General features: G+C 38.9%; 16 protein-coding genes. 8 read left to right on the top strand and 8 right to left on the bottom strand.

Annotation, left to right across the window (positions count from 1 at the left end):
- Nucleotides 1-4: 4 nt before the first annotated feature.
- The 3 genes from porG to ACXAG7_RS17990 all read right to left on the bottom strand — a co-directional run bounded on the left by porG (nucleotide 5) and on the right by ACXAG7_RS17990 (nucleotide 2,378).
- Nucleotides 5-685, bottom strand: a complete 681-nt coding sequence (gene porG, locus ACXAG7_RS18000) for a type IX secretion system protein PorG (protein WP_408042615.1) — start codon at nucleotides 683-685, stop codon at nucleotides 5-7.
- A gap of 107 nt (nucleotides 686-792) precedes the next feature.
- Nucleotides 793-1,689 carry an NAD kinase gene (locus ACXAG7_RS17995; protein ID WP_476667693.1) on the bottom strand — a complete coding sequence of 299 codons (897 nt, stop codon included), beginning with the start codon at nucleotides 1,687-1,689 and terminating at the stop codon, nucleotides 793-795.
- Nucleotides 1,690-1,718: 29 nt separating this feature from the next.
- The gene (locus ACXAG7_RS17990; RefSeq protein WP_408042617.1) at nucleotides 1,719-2,378 is read right to left on the bottom strand and encodes a CBS domain-containing protein; all 660 of its coding nucleotides are present in this window, start codon (nucleotides 2,376-2,378) and stop codon (nucleotides 1,719-1,721) included.
- A 95-nt stretch (nucleotides 2,379-2,473) separates the two neighbouring features.
- Here ACXAG7_RS17990 and ACXAG7_RS17985 point away from each other — a divergent pair, with 95 nt between their 5' ends.
- The 3 genes from ACXAG7_RS17985 (at nucleotide 2,474) to ACXAG7_RS17975 (ending at nucleotide 4,784) form a co-directional block, all read left to right on the top strand.
- Nucleotides 2,474-3,190, top strand: coding sequence for a pyridoxine 5'-phosphate synthase (locus tag ACXAG7_RS17985; RefSeq protein WP_408042618.1), 717 nt, complete (start codon nucleotides 2,474-2,476; stop codon nucleotides 3,188-3,190).
- Between the two features lie 9 nt (nucleotides 3,191-3,199).
- Nucleotides 3,200-3,976, top strand: coding sequence for an alpha/beta fold hydrolase (locus tag ACXAG7_RS17980; protein WP_408042619.1), 777 nt, complete (start codon nucleotides 3,200-3,202; stop codon nucleotides 3,974-3,976).
- Nucleotides 3,977-4,370: 394 nt separating this feature from the next.
- On the top strand, nucleotides 4,371-4,784 hold the full coding sequence (locus ACXAG7_RS17975; RefSeq protein WP_408042620.1) for a hypothetical protein: 414 nt from the start codon (nucleotides 4,371-4,373) through the stop codon (nucleotides 4,782-4,784).
- A gap of 39 nt (nucleotides 4,785-4,823) precedes the next feature.
- Here the strand turns inward: ACXAG7_RS17975 and ACXAG7_RS17970 are convergent, their stop codons facing one another.
- From ACXAG7_RS17970 to ACXAG7_RS17960, 3 genes are all read right to left on the bottom strand, one after another.
- On the bottom strand, nucleotides 4,824-6,953 hold the full coding sequence (locus ACXAG7_RS17970) for a M48 family metalloprotease (protein WP_476667692.1): 2,130 nt from the start codon (nucleotides 6,951-6,953) through the stop codon (nucleotides 4,824-4,826).
- A gap of 102 nt (nucleotides 6,954-7,055) precedes the next feature.
- Nucleotides 7,056-7,634, bottom strand: a complete 579-nt coding sequence (locus tag ACXAG7_RS17965) for an NAD(P)H-dependent oxidoreductase (protein ID WP_476667691.1) — start codon at nucleotides 7,632-7,634, stop codon at nucleotides 7,056-7,058.
- Between the two features lie 56 nt (nucleotides 7,635-7,690).
- Nucleotides 7,691-8,254, bottom strand: a complete 564-nt coding sequence (locus tag ACXAG7_RS17960; protein ID WP_476667690.1) for a Crp/Fnr family transcriptional regulator — start codon at nucleotides 8,252-8,254, stop codon at nucleotides 7,691-7,693.
- Nucleotides 8,255-8,372: 118 nt separating this feature from the next.
- Here ACXAG7_RS17960 and ACXAG7_RS17955 point away from each other — a divergent pair, with 118 nt between their 5' ends.
- From ACXAG7_RS17955 to clpX, 4 genes are all read left to right on the top strand, one after another.
- Nucleotides 8,373-8,723 carry a phage holin family protein gene (locus ACXAG7_RS17955; RefSeq protein ID WP_408042624.1) on the top strand — a complete coding sequence of 117 codons (351 nt, stop codon included), beginning with the start codon at nucleotides 8,373-8,375 and terminating at the stop codon, nucleotides 8,721-8,723.
- Nucleotides 8,724-8,864: 141 nt separating this feature from the next.
- Nucleotides 8,865-10,199, top strand: a complete 1,335-nt coding sequence (gene tig / locus ACXAG7_RS17950) for a trigger factor (RefSeq protein ID WP_408042625.1) — start codon at nucleotides 8,865-8,867, stop codon at nucleotides 10,197-10,199.
- Nucleotides 10,200-10,462: 263 nt separating this feature from the next.
- Nucleotides 10,463-11,122, top strand: a complete 660-nt coding sequence (clpP, locus tag ACXAG7_RS17945) for an ATP-dependent Clp endopeptidase proteolytic subunit ClpP (protein WP_408042626.1) — start codon at nucleotides 10,463-10,465, stop codon at nucleotides 11,120-11,122.
- A 79-nt stretch (nucleotides 11,123-11,201) separates the two neighbouring features.
- Entirely contained in the window at nucleotides 11,202-12,440 is a 1,239-nt protein-coding gene (gene clpX, locus ACXAG7_RS17940; RefSeq protein WP_408042627.1) for an ATP-dependent Clp protease ATP-binding subunit ClpX, read from the top strand.
- 91 nt (nucleotides 12,441-12,531) lie between these two features.
- On the opposite strand, the gene ACXAG7_RS17935 is transcribed toward clpX, so the two are convergent.
- A complete protein-coding gene (locus ACXAG7_RS17935) occupies nucleotides 12,532-13,875 on the bottom strand; it encodes a leucine-rich repeat domain-containing protein (RefSeq protein ID WP_408042628.1) in 1,344 nt (447 codons plus the stop codon).
- Nucleotides 13,876-13,996: 121 nt separating this feature from the next.
- On the opposite strand from ACXAG7_RS17935, the gene dnaG reads away from it, so the two are divergent.
- A complete protein-coding gene (gene dnaG, locus ACXAG7_RS17930; protein WP_408042629.1) occupies nucleotides 13,997-16,015 on the top strand; it encodes a DNA primase in 2,019 nt (672 codons plus the stop codon).
- A gap of 229 nt (nucleotides 16,016-16,244) precedes the next feature.
- Here dnaG and nadE read toward each other — a convergent pair whose 3' ends face one another.
- On the bottom strand, nucleotides 16,245-17,033 hold the full coding sequence (gene nadE, locus ACXAG7_RS17925; RefSeq protein WP_408042630.1) for an NAD(+) synthase: 789 nt from the start codon (nucleotides 17,031-17,033) through the stop codon (nucleotides 16,245-16,247).
- Nucleotides 17,034-17,122 lie beyond the last annotated feature (89 nt).

The raw sequence follows: 17,122 nt of genomic DNA, 5'->3' as shown, positions 1-17,122 counted from the left end.
ATGTTTATTGTGTTAAACCGCTGTAACATTGGGGACGTCCAAAGGTGTATACCAATGATATACCCGAAAATACGTACCAATCATTTCCATTACCAGCGAAATCTAAATCACTGATTGTTGGAGTACTGTAGTCTAATTCATCTGTAAAACTGTAGCGCGCTCCAATTTCAAATGAAATAGCTATATCTCCTATAAGTTGTCCTTTGATACCCACACCAACCGGTAATGCGTATGAAAAGCTATTTTTTAAGCGAACGTTGTTATTTCCTAAATACTCTACAGGACTCTTGTAGCTAAATGCTGCGAGTTTTGCAAAGATGTACGGAGTATAAGAGGTTCTATTATCGGCGATATTGTAGTCGTAAAAATTAACTTCTACTCCCGCTGCAAATTCGTGAATTGTATTTTTAAAACTTCTGCCAGCTGCCTTGCGATAGGCGTTTTCAGATTGACTGTCATCTCCTGATACTGGAATGTAGTTGTAGCTTCCTCTCAGGGCTATTCTAGGGTTTAAGTTGTATTTGTAAATAAGACCACCAGCAAAGTCGGTTGGATATACATAATTGGTCCTACCGATATCGCCAATGAAATTAGCACCTCCAAAAGAGAGCCCTATTTCGTGGCTTTGGGCACTTAAGTTTGCGGTTAAAAGTGCGAATAATATGAATAAAATGTGTCTTTTCATTTTAAAAATAGCGTGCAAATATAGCGAATTGAATTTGCTTTAAAAAGTTAATAATCTGTCTTTTTTGATTAACTTTTAAATTTGATTTTTATTGTAAGGAAGCCCCGTTATAATGCATCATTTCTGGTATCTTCTCCCCATAAAAGTTTGCTTCGTAAGGTTTTGAGGTACGATTGATTCTTGGGAAGTATGGTTTTTATTGTAAAAGGTGCTTTTTGAATGTGAATCTTCGTTTCTTGTTCCACGGTTGCAATTCGAGAGTCCAAAGTGATCAGGAAATCCTTTTCACGAGCGCTGACTTCGAGTTCGATATTTGTGGTGTCCGGAATAACCATAGGACGCGCATTTAAGTTATGCGGGGCTATCGGCGTAACTACGAAACTCTTGGAGTTGGGTAAAATTACTGGTCCGCCACAACTCAACGAGTATCCCGTTGACCCCGTAGGAGTGGAGATTATTAAGCCATCGGCCCAGTAGTTAGTGAGGTACTCCCCATCCAAATAGGTTTTGATACCAATCATCGAGGTGGTGTTACGACGCGCGATGGTCACCTCATTTAGGGCAAAATTTACTTCTGAAAAAGCCGTTGTTTCCGGTGTGGTCTCTATTTGTAGCAAGCTGCGTTCTTGGATGGTGTATTCCTTTTTTAACAAGAGTTCAATAGCAGGCTCTATTTGGTTTTTTTGCACGGTAGCTAAAAAGCCCAAGCGCCCTGTGTTGATTCCCATAATCGGTATGTTCAAATTCCTGATATAGGTAACCGCTCTTAAAATGGTACCGTCACCCCCTAGGGTGAACATCACATCAAAAGAATCAGATAATTCATCAAAATGCGAATAAGTTGGGTATTTTTTACCCAGGGTTCCGTGATCTTGAAGCAAGTCGTAAAATTTCTTTTCAAAAAAAACGACAATCTGATGTTTGTGTAAAACGGAGAGTAGAATTTTTATTTCAGTAGCAGCAGTAACCGTATAGGCCTGACCGTAAATGGCTATTTTTTTCACGTTAATAGAATGAGTTGATGAAGGGTAAATTACATGTCTAAATACTTGCGCAAATAACGCGCTCTATCTTTTAATTCTTCGAGATAGGTGTCGTCTTCGTGCTGAGTGATGAGGGTGTAGTTGTACCTTCTAAACGTTTGGATAATTTCATTGAGTTCGTCAGTTACAATCTTTAGGGTAATTTGAAGCGTGTCTTGCTCTTGCCCAGAGATGTACATGCCGAGGAGCTTTGATTTATTACTTTCAATGATTTGCGAAATTTCGCTCATGCTGTATTCATTTTTGTTTTTTTGAATAATCAGCGTGTCGCTTTCGATGTGGAGAAAAGGACTGTCGGCAAAAGCGTCGAGTATATCTCCCAATTCGTAATAACCTGCGTAATTCGAGTGCTTGTCTAGCACGGGAATTAGATTGGTGTCATTGTCGGCAAAAAGTGTCACTAAATCTAGCAGTGTAGACTTTTCGTTGGTGTAAAAATGGTCTAATAAGTAATCGTATTCTTTTAGTAAGCCATCTTTGTCGTCAATTGTTTGAATATCACTTTCTGGTAAACATCCCACGAGTTTTCCATTGTTGACAACAGGCATGTGGGTAATAGGGAGGTTTTCAAATACCCTTTGCGCTTCTGCAATGGTATTATTCAAACTGAGTTCCTTTATTTCGTTTAATATAAAATCGTTAATATTCATTAGTACGAATATAGGTTAAAATGATTTAATGGTTTACTTTTGTCCCTTTAAAATAACGGCTTTTTTTACAAAAAAAAGAGCAAATGTATTTTACAATGACAAAGCTAAGTGTAAATATAAATAAAATAGCAACGCTAAGGAACTCTCGAGGAGGTAATGTTCCTAATTTATTAAAGGTTGCTGCAGATGTTCAGGATTTTGGTGCTCAAGGGATTACGATTCATCCGAGACCCGATCAGCGTCATATCCGTTATCAAGATGCCTATGATCTAAAATCCGTAGTGACTACGGAGTACAATATCGAAGGAAATCCAATTCCGCAATTTGTCGATTTAGTACTGGACATAAAACCTACCCAGGTTACTTTGGTTCCTGACTCGGAAGAAGTACTTACCTCAAATGCTGGTTGGGATACGGTAACACACCAAGATTACCTCAAAGAAGTAATTAAAACCTTTAAAGATGCTGGTATCAGAACATCGATTTTTATCGATACGGATCTCGCTTTGATCGAAGCGGCAGCGACTACTGGGGCTGATAGAATAGAATTGTATACTGAGCAGTTTGCGAAAGATTTTGAAGCCGGAAACACGGCGGGCGTAAAGGCTTATCGAGAGGCAGCTATTCGCGCACATGAGCTAGGTTTAGGAATTAACGCGGGACATGATTTGAATTTGGACAATATCGCATTTTTCAAAAGTGAGATCCCAAATTTAGCCGAGGTGTCTATAGGACATGCCTTAATTTCAGAAAGCATTTATCTCGGTATAGAGAACGTGGTGAACATGTACTTGGACCGACTCAAAGGATAAATCGGGTTTATGGAAATGTTACACAGTAAGGTAGTAGGAGCGGGGACGCCATTGCTCATATTACACGGGTATTTCGGTATGGGAGACAACTGGAAAACTCATGCGTTAGCGCTGTCTAAAATTGGATTTGAAGTGCACATGATTGACCAGCGAAATCACGGTCGAAGTTTTCATAGCGACGTCTTTGATTACGAGGTGTTGGTAGAAGATCTATTGCATTATATTACAGCAAAAGGATTGAGTAAATGTTGTGTTCTAGGACATTCAATGGGTGGGAAAACCGCTATGCTCTTTGCTACACAATATCCAGAACTCGTGGAAAAGCTCGTTGTCGTAGATATTGGTCCAAAAGAGTACCCGCCACATCACAACGAAATTTTAGCCGCTTTAAATGCTGTTGATTTTAGCGTGGATAGTAGTAGAAAGTTAGTCGATGAACGATTGAGTGTCTTGATTCCTGAAGTTGGGGTACGTCAATTTTTAATGCGCAGCGTATATTGGCGAGAAAAAGGCGTGCTGGATTTTCGATTCAATGTAAAGGGACTTACAGAAAATAACCGTGAGGTAGGACGTGCTTTACCCGCTTTTGAGGTGTATGAAGGGGCAACCCTCTTCGTTGCAGGAGAGCGTTCTAGCTATATTCAGCGAGAAGATTATCCGTTGATTCAAGCGCATTTCCCGGCTGCTATCGTCAAAACGGTGAGTAAGGCTGGACATTGGTTACACGCAGAAAATCCACAAGAATTTTACGAGATTGTTTCGGAGTTCTTAACAGAATCTAAATAAATAAAAGCGAGGCGGTAGCATGAATCTATCCACCCCGCTTTCGTCCTCGGGATATTGATGTTTTTAGAATTTGAATGAGACTTTTATTACTTAAATTTTAAAAAACGATCCCTTGCTCAGCAAAAAATATCGGTCTTAGTAACTAAGATCCAAGTATAGTTCGTAAAAGTTTTGGACAAAAACAGGATTTCGTAGCAAAAAGTGAATCGCTGTTATCCGAATAGGAACAAGCTTGTTTCTCGTTGATACTCAAAAAATTGAGTCAGTTGCTTGAGAAAGCAAGTTGATTAATTATATTTGTAGGAGTTTTGTGAATAATGCGCTTCAAATATAACGCAAAACTCTAATACTGCAAACAAAAAAATGTTAAAATTAGAATAAAGTTATATAGTTGATGAATAAACTCGGTGATTATATTGATGAAACTTACAAAAGAGTTGAGAAAATTATTGTAAGTAACCATTTAAATGTGAAGTCTTTTGAGGAGAAAGTTCAAGTTTCTAACAATTCAATTGGAACGGCTATTCGAAGAAAGTCTTCATTTAAGAGCAATGTTTTGAACAAAATTCTCATTGCATTTCCTGAAATTAACCCGACCTGGTTGCTTACCGGAAAAGGAGAAATGCATTTGTTTAGCGGATTGAAAAATCCGATCAATGAGACCAATTCAAAATTCCAGACACTGCGATTGAAAAGTGAAATTAAAACACAGTTGATGGATTTGTTGGCTACAGATTCAGAAATTCATGAAGTGTTGGAGTCTCAAATGGTGTACTTGACAAAAAAATCAGCGGAGGCTGAAGAATAAAAAAGAGAAATAGCCTAAGGTATTTCTCTTTTCTCAATATTATACTACCTGATCCACGCAGGAAGCTCGCAATTGTTCGTGCAGTTTTTTGTGATGGCTCAAAATGCGTACGATACTTTTCTGCTCGATTCGATGACAGGAATGGATTGCCTTTTCTATGTGCTGTATGCAATTTTCTAAGCGTTGGTTTTCAAAAACATTACCACTTCCTATGACCAATTCACCCGAAGGCTGTACAAGTGTCTTCAGTTCCTGTTTTGTTTCAATGTTTGGAAGGGGACTAAAGTTGAGTGTGTCAATTTTTTGAATGCACTTGTTGAGTAAGCTCACTACTTCCCGCACCAGATTGCTAAACTTTACTTGATCACCTTCTTCGAATTGACCTTGCTCTTGAAGTTCTTGAAAAGCGCTCATGATTGCCATTTTTGAACGGTTAACGGTGCTGTAGAGCTCTGTAAAGTAGGCGTGTTGTTCATACAGGTGTAACAAGTCAGCTCGAGAATCAAATCGAGTAGCTAAGTGGAGATGGATAACGCAAAAATCGATGTCCCACTGTTTAAAGTCTTCCTGAAGGATGCGTTCTCTTTCTTCCAGTAGTTTTAGGTAGCCTTCTTCTACTGTTTTTTTAGTGTATTCCTTTTGCTGGAAATGAAATGAAGAACTCGTTGCCGTACCTTGAGCAATCGCTACAGCTTGTTCTATGAGTATTCCAATTTCTTGAAAAGGTTGCATTCGCTTTTTTAATTCCTCTTTTAAGTCTGTAATAGTGGTTGCTGAAACAGCAGTGATCGCATCAGATGTACTGAGGAGTGTTTCGATGGGTTCCAAATGTAAATGACGTTCTGCAAAGGTGTGATGGTATTCTTGCAGTAAATCATCTCCTAGTTTTTCTTGTGTGATAAAATGTTCGAAATCTTCAGGACTAGAAAATTCAGTAGGGGATTTTTGCAGGTATTCTTTGTAAACAAGTGCCGTGACAGTTTGCTGAAGTTGTACGGGGTTTGAAAACAAGATCCAAGGAGATCTTAAGTCCTGCTCACATGCGATATAAGGCAATTTGGCACTTTCCTGACGATGATCATTAGGTGGGTGACTAGCATACATACCTACCTTTGAAGTACTCGTCGTGGTAAAATAGGCTATGCCTCCTAACGGATGTGCTTGCAGTTCGTCGAGTTTTTTTTGTTGATGTGGAAGGTGTTCTTCGTGTAATTTTTGGTTGTGAACATACAAGTTTTCTGAATAGACCTCTTTGGACAGTGCCAGGTATGCGTGATTAAGTGTTTGATTCCAGTAATCGAAGCCACTGTCAAGTTTCCACAAGGCCGAAATAATGGCGTCACTTCCAGAAGTACTGATGGCTACTTTATCGGCATTAAACTCCATTTCTCTCGAAAGTGAAGAATACATTATGTTTAAGAGCTGGTAAAACAGTGCCAGAGTTTGTCGAATAACCCAAATTACCGGTGTAATGAGCCATGCGGCAAGTGATAAGCGGATGTCTGAGGCTCTCCAGCTCTCCAAGGCTGAATCCCAGCTATCTCGATCGTAAATCATACCGTGAATAATGGTGTTAGCAGAATGAATATAACTACCAATTTTCATAGATTTTTGTGCGAAATGTCCAAACTCGTGCGATATAACTGCTTTGAATTCAGAAAGGTTTAAGCTGTCGATCAATCCGATACCGATAGTCAGCTCTTTTTTGATAGGTAATAGTAGGCTTAACCACATATTGCTATACGAAACATAGGCATTTACATCGGGGTCAACATAGATGTTTTTAGGTTTTGGGGCTCCGGTCTCTGCGCAAATTTGATGGACAAAGGACCAGAGTTCTGGATGTGTATTGGAATCCAGTTTTAATCGATTCGTTCTCGTAGGGTTCCGAAGTTTAAATACGAACTTTAGCGTAAATACGAATAGCATTCCGGCTCCAGCAATTGCTCCAATTTTTAGGAGTATGGTAATTTTGTTTATGGAACCCATAGGATAGGTAATGGCCAGTTTTGTCAGGTAAAACAAGGCGACTATCAAAGAGGTGTACAGGGCAAAAAACAAAACAATGGCAACAATGGCAAAAAAGGCTTTGAATTTGTAAGTGTTGGGTAGTTTGGTAAGGCCCTCAGGAATTGTAGGGCTTTTTGGATAGTTGTTTTTAGCAATCATTTTTCTTTCTTTTATAGAGTAAAATTACAAATAATTAAACGAGTTGCCTAGGAAAAAGAAAAATGAGGGGCGTTCTCCCCCTCAAGGCTAAACAACCTATAGTTAAAGCTGTTTTTTTCCCAATGCATACACCTGATTTAACCAAGAGGCACGTTGTTTTTCATTGGAGTTTTTAATTACTGAGATATACGTGGTTTTGATGGGCGAAACACCACAGAAAGCCAGTACTCCTTTGTTAAACTGATGGTGAACAGGACGTTTCATATACAAAAAATCATACCATTTTGGGGTGTCTGAGGTAATGATGACTCTTGCTGACTTTCCCTTTAACAAAGGCTTGGGAAAGGGCGATTTTTGCTGTGTTTCAAAGGTGATACCCGGTAGAAAAGTACGGTCGATAAACCCTTTCATAATGGCGGGGTAGCTAGCCCACCAAGTTGGAAAAACCCAAACCAAATGCTCTGCAGCTTTTAGCATGGCAATAGCCCGTTCTAAGTCTGGTTCTAAAGAGGTGCGCTTGCGATAGCCGTAACGGAGGTTAGGGTTAAAATCTAAAGCGGCAATATTGATCACAGCTACTTCAGCATTGCTATCTTGAGCTCCTTGTTGGTAGGCTGCAGCTAAACTGTGATTGAAGCTTTCCGTATTTGGATGTCCGTTGATGATGAGAATTTTTTTCATGACTGTTGTTTTTAGCAAAGTAACGAGGCTTAAAAAGGAAGTCACCGGACATTTGTCTAATTTTTGATCTGCTGCCGAATTCTGCTGAGATGTCGTTGGCTAATACCCAAGTAGGAGGCCAGGTATTGGAGAGGAATTTCCAGTAAGTATTTTGGGTGGTGCTGCAATAAATGCAGGTAGCGCTGTTCTGCACTTTCTCGCTGTAAGGTAAAAATTCGCCGTTCTAAATTCAGGTATTCTTGCTCAGCCAGTGTTTTGAATACCGTGAGCCAACGGACGTTGTTTTCTTGGAGCTCTTCCAGTGCGGATTTTGAAATGTATACGAGTTCCGAAGGTGCCAAAGCCTGAATGTTTTCAGTGGTGCGTTGTCCTGTAATATAGGCTGAGTAGGCGGTGAGCAAGGATTGTTCTGATAAAAAACAATAGGTAACTTCCTCGCCATTGCTGTTGTGGTAAAACGAGCGAAACAAGCCCGATTCAATAAAGGCCACTTCATTGCAATGTTCATTTTCATGAACGAAAAACGCACCTTTTTGCACGGTTTTTCGTCGCGTGTGTTTCATGAAATTCTCGATGTCCTCAGCGGTGAGTATATGAAAAGATTGAAGAAAAGTTTTCATGTGTTTAGATTAAAATTAGCGAGAGAGACTGACAAAAGTGCAGTTTCTATGGTTTGGTACAATTGTGGAGGGTAAGTTACTATAAACATCACAGAAAGTGATATAAAAACCATAGCGTATGAAACTTTTATTAAAATTAATACTGACTTCTGTTGCGGTTTTAGTCTTGGCTAAATTACTGCCCGGTGTTGTGGTAACGGATTATTTGACAGCCTTTTTTGTAGCGGTAACGTTGGCGTTGCTCAATACTTTTGTCAGGCCTATATTAATCTTTTTTACCTTACCGGCGACGATTGTAACACTGGGGTTCTTTTTACTTGTGATCAATGCCCTCATTGTAATGCTCGCAGGAAGTTTAGTAAGTGGATTTGCGGTCAGTGGTTTTTTTACCGCTTTTGTGTTCAGTTTTATGTTGTGGATTTTCCGCAGCATACTATTCTCTTTGATAAAAGAAGAGGAAACTAAGTGATAGCCAAGCTGTTTATACCCCTAAAAAGACCATATAATAATTAATAATTTAGGCGATTAATTACTTCTCGTGAAAAGGCTTGGTTCTCAATAAGAAAAGTAGTAATTTTGCCCCCGATTTTAAAAGAAACAGATTTTTAAGATGAACATAACAAAAGAAAACGTAGATGCTTTAAATGCAATTGTAAAAGTTGATATTGTTGCAGAGGATTATCAAGATAAAGTAACGAAAGTATTAAATGACTACCGTAAGACAGCTACTATTCCTGGATTTAGAAAAGGACATGTTCCAATGGGAATGGTTAAAAAACAGTACGGTAAGGCAGTAATGATTGATGAGGTAAACAAACTTTTACAAGAATCATTAAACAAGTTCTTAGTAGAGGAGAAGTTAGATATCTTAGGAAATCCGTTACCAAAAGTAAACGATGAGTTTTCATGGGATGCTGAGCAATTCTCATTTGAGTTCGAATTAGGATTAGCTCCTGAATTCAACGTTGATTTAAATGCAGAAACTGTAAAGCAGTACAACATCGTAGCTACTGAAGAGTTAATTGAGAAGGAAGTAGAAAACATTCAAACACGTTACGGAAAGTTAATTTCTTTAGAGGCAGGTGAAGAGCAAGCGAGTATCACAGGTACTTTCGTGAACGAAGAGAAAGGAATTGATAAGAAAGCGACGTTTGCAATCGCTGAATTAAACGGAGATGCAAACCGCGGAATGTTTATTGGAGCAAAAGTTGGTGATGTTGTTACTTTAGCATCTAAAGAGCTTTTCGAAGATGCACATAAATTACAAAACGTATTAGGAGTTTCTCACGACGAGGCACACGATTTAGACGTAGAAGTACAATTGACTGTTGAAGAGATCAACAAAACTGAAAAAGCAGAGTTAGATCAAGAGTTATTCGATAAGTTATTTGCTGACGGAAGCGTAAAGAATGTAACGGAGTTAAAGGAGAAAATCAAAGAGGATGCAGAAAAGCAATTCCAACAGCAAGCAGACCAACAGTTATTGAACGCTGTTACTGAGAGTTTAGTTGCAAATACGAGCTTTGACTTACCAAAAGAATTTTTACAAAAGTGGTTACAAACTGCTGGTGAAAAAGAATTAACTGCTGAAGAAGCGGTTGCTGAGTACGAGAAGTCTGAAAAAGGATTGCGTTACCAGTTAATCGAAGGTAAAATCATGAAAGATAACGATATCAAAATTGATTATGCTGAATTGGTAGAGTACGCAAAAGGATTCATCAAAGCACAGATGGCTCAGTTCGGTAACATGAACCCAGAGGAGAAAGAATTAGACGATATCGCTGGAAGAATTTTATCAAACCAAGAAGAAGCACGTCGCTTACAAGAGCAATTAGTTTCTCAAAAGTTAGTATCTTTCTTTAAAGATAACATGACTTTCGATACGAAAGAAGTTTCTTACGAAGATTTCATTAAAGAGGTGTACAACGTTGATGCAAATCAATAAAACCTCGCTGTAAAGCACATACCTAAGTCGCATCGTTAGATGCGGCTTTTTTTATGGTTTTTCTAGGGAAAATACACCTTGATATACCGAGAGTTTCAAGTTGTAATCGACAAAAGCAACCACGTGAAACCTCACAATTTGCCTCGTGTCGTTTTGAGATGCACAGAAGCAGTATTTCAATGGCTCAGTTCGATAAACTTATGCTCCTAGAAAATAAAAAATGTTAGTATATTTACATCTTATAACCCGAAAAACTTTAAACAATGGATTACGGAAAAGAATTCGAAAAATACGCGACTAAGCACCACGGTATAAACAGTGCTTACTACGGAAAAATTACCAGTAGTTTAACCCCATACATCATGGAAGAACGCCAGTTGAACATTACACAGATGGACGTTTTTTCTCGTTTGATGATGGATAGAATTATATTTCTTGGAACTGGAATTAACGACCAAGTAGCCAATGTAATTCAAGCGCAGTTATTGTTCTTAGAAAGCGTGGATGCGACGAAGGATATTTCTATTTATATCAATTCACCAGGAGGTGGCGTATACGCAGGTTTAGGTATCTACGATACTATGCAGTTTATCAAGCCAGATGTAGCTACTATTTGTACGGGAATGGCAGCCTCTATGGGAGCAGTGTTAATGTGTGCAGGAGAGAAAGGAAAGCGTTCAGCATTACCGCACTCTCGTATCATGATTCATCAACCATTAGGTGGGGCACAAGGACAGGCTTCTGATATGGAAATTACTGTTAAGGAAATAGGAAAGTTAAAAACGGAATTATACAATATCATTTCACACCATTCAGGGCAAGACTTCGATAAAGTACACGCAGATTCTGATAGAGATTATTGGATGAAAGCTGAGGAAGCTAAAGCATACGGAATGGTAGATGAAATTCTATCAAGAAAGTAATTTCTGAGAAATTACAGAACAAAGGCCTACTTTTTTGTTAGTAGGCTTTTTGATTAAATACTAAATTAACGTAAGAATAATGTCGAAAGAAGAAAATTTACAGTGTTCTTTTTGTGGTCGTAAAAAACCAGAAACGGATTTGTTAATCGCTGGATTGGATGCGCATATTTGCGATAAGTGTATCGAGCAAGCCCACGGGATTGTCGAAGAGGAAATCGCAGAGGCTCGCACCAGTAGTTTGTCTAACGATCTCACTTTGAAAAAGCCTAAAGAGATCAAAGCTTTTTTGGATGAATATATCATAGGACAGGATCAAACAAAAAGAGCCATGTCTGTAGCGGTATACAATCATTACAAGCGCTTGTTACAAACGCGTGATGATGAAAATGAGGTGGAAATCGAGAAGTCGAACATCGTTTTGGTAGGAGAAACAGGAACAGGGAAGACCCTAGTAGCTCGTACCATCGCAAAAATGTTAAACGTTCCGTTTTCTATCGTCGATGCTACCGTGTTGACGCAGGCAGGATATGTAGGTGAAGATGTAGAGAGTATCTTAAGCCGTTTGTTGCAAGCTGCGGACTACGATGTAGACAAAGCTGAACGCGGTATTGTTTTTATCGACGAGATTGATAAAATTGCTCGTAAAGGAGATAATCCGTCTATTACAAGAGATGTTTCTGGAGAAGGGGTACAACAGGCCTTGTTGAAATTATTAGAAGGAGCTGTGGTAAATGTGGCACCAAAAGGTGGACGTAAGCACCCAGAACAAAAGTTTATAGAAGTCAATACTAAAGACATCCTTTTTATCGCAGGAGGTGCATTTTCGGGTATCGATCGTATTATTAGTAAACGATTGAATATGCAGGCGGTTGGATATAGTGCTTCTATTGATGAGGATAAAATTGACGAATCAAATTTATTGCAATACATCATTCCTTCTGATTTAAAAAACTTCGGGTTGATCCCTGAGATTATCGGACGTTTACCAGTATTGAGTTATATGAACCCCTTAGATGCTGAAACCCTAAGGGCGATCTTAACGGAACCGAAAAATTCGATTATCAAACAGTATACAAAACTCTTTGAAATGGACGATGTCGCTTTTTCTGTAACTGAAGAAGCCTTGAATTTCATCGTTGAAAAAGCAGTAGAGTACAAGTTAGGAGCAAGAGGGTTGCGTTCACTATGTGAGGCAATTTTAACCGATGCCATGTTCGAGCTGCCAAGTGCAGACGAGAAGGAATTTGTTGTTGATAAAGCTTATGCAGAGCATAAACTCACTAAAAATGCCTTGACAAAATTACGTGCGGCTTCGTAATAACGACAACGAAGAAGCTATCGATTGAATAAAAAAACCGCGGAGTTGAACAACTCCGCGGTTTTTTTGTCTCGTATGTTAAGCAAACAGCTTATCGGTTAATCGTACTCAATTGAGTAATCCAATCTCCCAATTCCTTGGCGCTTAGTTTGTACTTCTTTTGAACGGCTTCTTTGGTACTTAACAAATGTGCCGGACTCAATACGGCCATTTCGTATTCCGCAACGACCGCCTTTTTAAATTTATTGTAATAATCCGCAGCGTTCTCTGCTGGTTTAGGTGCTTGTTTTAACGAGAGCTTCCCGTATTTTCCTAACCAAGTATTGAATTCACTTGCCGAAATATTGTATTTTTTCTGAATTTCTTCGCGTTTGCTACGCAAGTAGGCAGCATCTAAAATCAAACTTTCGTATTCTTCAATCGCTGATTGTCTGAACTTTTTAAGGAAATGCGTAGAGCTATCAATCGTATAGGTCGATTTTGAGCGTTCCACATTGTGAAGAGACAACTTTCCGTATTGGCTAATCCAAGTACTCAAATCTTTTTGATTTAAGTGGTATTTCGCTTGGATGTCTAACTGTGTTTTAGTCAAGTGCTTTGGTGCGAGTACCAACTGATCGTATTCTGCAACTACCGATTTTTTAAACTTTTCAAAATAACTCGCAGCAGAATCGTTAGCGCTAGCCGAGTTGGTAGTGCTGGCAGTAGCTGCAGGTGTTGTTGCTGTCGTTTGTTTTTGACTCGGTGCAGGAGCAGCCTCTTTTTTAGGGGCTAGCTGGTCGTCAAAATAAGCTTCACCTGATTTTTCAGCATAAGCCGTTTTAGGATCTTTGTACCACCCTTCTGACAATGCATCGTAATACTCTTTTTTGATGAAGAGTGTTTTCATTTTGTTTGAACTCGCATCCAAATTGGTCAAGGTAGCACATCCACTGATGTCTAATGACTGCAATTGGTTGTTGTTACAATACAAATCTTTTAATGCAGGTTTTTCACCGAGTAGTAAAGTACCTAGTTTGTTGTAATCACAATTGATGGCGTAAAGTTCTGGATTGTTGCTCAAATCTAAATACTCGATTTTGTTATCGCTACAATTCAAAAAGTTTAACTGTGCGTTTTTTGAAAGGTCCAATTTGGTAATGGCATTTTCAGCACAGTCTAAGCGCTTTAGATTACTAAAGTGTTCAATACCTTCTAAACTCTTGATAGGAGAGTTTACATTAGGTAGTTTTTCGTTTTTAGTTGCGTTGTTGATATTTAAATTGACGATGTACTTAATATCGCTAACTAAAATATTTCCCGTCAATCCATTGGAGTCGTATTTTAGGGCGATTAAAGCTTCTTCAAATCCAACATCAGGGATAGGAATAGTTTCCTGAGCAGTGAGTTGAAGCGTCAATAAAAATGCAGCAAGGCATGTACTAATTAATTTCATAAAAAAGGGAATTTTCGGCAAAATTATAGAATTGAATGAATCTGTACAATTTATTTATTGTAGATATTCTTAAAATTATCACAATTCAATTCTCGTATCTTTGCAACGGCATTAGATTATTATGATTACACAAAATACAATTGACAAGGTTTTTGAAATTTCTCGTGTAGAAGAAGTTATTGGGGAATTTGTACAGCTGAAAAAGGCAGGATCCAATTTTAAAGGATTAAGTCCTTTTACAGATGAGAAAACGCCTTCATTTGTGGTGTCACCGGTCAAGCAAATATGGAAAGACTTTAGTACCGGAAAAGGGGGGAATGCCGTGTCTTTTTTAATGGAACACGAGCATTATACTTACCCAGAAGCCATTCGTTGGCTAGCCAAAAAATACAATATAGAAATCGAGGAAACTCAGCAGAGCGACGAGCAAAAAGAACAAATGAACGAGCGAGAAAGCATGTTCTTAGTTTCGAAATTCGCTAAAGATTATTTCCACGATGTTTTAATGAATACCCAGAGCGGTAGGGCCATAGGACTGTCTTATTTTAAAGAACGCGGGTTTCGAGAGGAAACCATTGAGAAGTTCGATTTGGGGTACTGTAAGGATGAATGGGATAATTTTACCAATGCCGCTTTAAAAAAGGGATACGATCTTAAATACCTCAAAGAAACCGGATTGACAATCGTTAAAGAGGGAGGGACTTCACTGCGTAAATTTGACCGCTTTAAAGGAAGGGTAATGTTTCCTATTCACAGTATGTCTGGACGTATTTTAGGATTCGGAGGACGTATTTTGACCAATGATAAAAAAGCGGCAAAGTATTTAAATTCACCAGAAAGCCCGATTTATCACAAGAGTAAAATTCTGTACGGACTGTATTTGGCCAAAAAGGAAATTGCAAAACAAGACAATTGTTACTTGGTAGAAGGTTATACAGATGTGATTTCTTTTCATCAAGCGGGTGTAGAAAACGTGGTGGCATCGTCCGGAACGGCCTTGACCCCCGATCAGATTCGTCTTATCAATCGACTGACTAAGAATATTACCGTACTATTTGATGGAGATGCTGCCGGAATCAGGGCTTCACTACGAGGGATTGATTTGATTCTGGAACAGGGTATGAATGTCAAGGTAGTCTCATTTCCAGAAGGAGAAGATCCGGACAGTTTTGCGCGTGCCAATTCAAGTGCTGAACTCAAGCAATACCTAAACGACAAAGCACAAGACTTTATTGAATTTAAGGTGTCTTTGCTGATGAAGGAGGCGGAGAACGATCCTGTTAAAAAAGCTGGATTGATCCGTGATATTGTTACGAGTATCTCAAAGATTCCAGACGGAATTCAACGTGAAGTATACGTACAGGAGTGTGCGAATATCATGGATATTTCCGAACAGGTTTTAGCGAGTGAACTCGCTCAATTGCTCAACAAAGGAGCAGGGACGAGAAGAGCCAATAGTGGCAGTGCTGGTCCGCGTCCTTCCGTACAAGAACGCTTGGCTAGTAAGGGGCGCGAAGGTAAAGGAATGGAGCTCATTAAAGGAAGAGCAGGGAGCCGAGCACAACAAAAAATTGACCAAGTGAGCATCTTGGAAAAGGAGATACTCAGAATTTTATTGCTGTACGGGAATGAATTGGTCGATTTTGAAAACTGGGTAGATGCTTTTGATAAACACGGGCGTCCGATACTGGAAAAAGAAGAATATCAAAATACTGTATCTAATGAGCTATACCTCAATTTACAAGAAGATGAAATTGAGTTTTCCAACGAGTTGTTTCGTTTAACCTATTACGAAATGGTAAGCCAAATGAACCAACGTGAAAAGATTGTGGTAGATGAGCTAATTATGCACGAGAATACGGAAATAGCCAGTTTGGTGACCAACATTCTTATGGACGAGGAAAAATATACCTTGAGCAGTTGGGAGCGCAAAGAGGTATTTGTTACCGAAATAGAAAAAATACTTCCCAAATTAGTTACAGATGCTATTCTAAATTTGAGACGCGTACTCATAGAAAAGAAAATACAAGGGATAATGACAGAGATGCAATCAGGTGAAGTGGTGCCTGATTTGGAAGAAATAGGGAATTATACCGACCTAAAACGCTTACTCTTCGAAAGGCTCAATCGAGTAATATAGGAATATCCCCCTAAAAAACAGGGGGATAAGCTTAATGTATTCCTAACATAAGTTTGTTTTTTTTTTGTAATTTAGCGCACGGAAAGAACAAGAAATCAAATAAGAAATGAGAAAGTTGCTGCAATTTTGTGAGCTAATTCGGCTGATTATTTTACTCCCCTTTAAAATTTCAAACGGACAAAAAAAACGAGCCTACAAAAGAATTAAACAACAGTTAATTTCGGTTAATTTACTTTAATTCTTTAGGTATTTCACATACGGGTATCGGAACCATTTTATGCTGATTGATTCGGTTTAAGCGGGTGTAAATAGTGAACACTTCCAATTTTCTACCGTCAAAATCATCAGCTGTTTTTCCTTGTGCCTGCATGTCCATTGCCCATTCTAATTCATCATACGATGCGCCAATTTGGTCTTCGTCAGTTCGGCTGTCGCCAAATAATCCATCAGTAGGCTGTGCCTCTTGTATAGATTGTGGGACGTTTAAATGAGCTGCGAGCTCGTATACCTCTGATTTTACTAAATCGGCTATCGGACTTAGGTCAACACCTCCGTCTCCGTATTTGGTAAAAAATCCTACGCCAAAATCTTCTACTTTGTTTCCGGTACCTGCTACGAGTAATCCGTGAAGTCCGGCAAAGTAATACAAGGTGGTCATACGCAGTCTGGCACGTGTATTGGCGAGTGCCAAATCTACTTTTGGTGACGATGCTACCGCGGGAACTACAGTTTTAAAATCTTCAAAGGTGCTGGTTAAATTTACTTCTGCTTCGCTCACATTAGGATAGCGTTCGCGCAATTGAGCAATGTGCTCATTAGCTCTGTTTACTTGGCTTTCCGCTTGGTGTATAGGCAGTTCAACACAGAGGGTAGGCAAGCCAGTTTCTGCACAAAGTGTGGAAGTTAAGGCGCTGTCAATACCTCCAGATATTCCAACGACAAATCCGTTTACTTTTGCATTTTCAGCATAGCTCTTTAACCATTGAATAATGTGATCGGCAACTTTAGCTGTATTCATTGAATTTTGATTTTTTGAAGTTAACTAGTTTTAAAGGCTAAAACTATTTTAGTAATTTCGACGTTCTAATCTCAACTGTAAATATACTA

Source organism: Tenacibaculum sp. AWR4_210 (genome assembly GCF_056160945.1).
Note: the sequence above shows the minus strand (reverse complement) of the source record. Positions and strands in the feature narration are given on the sequence as shown.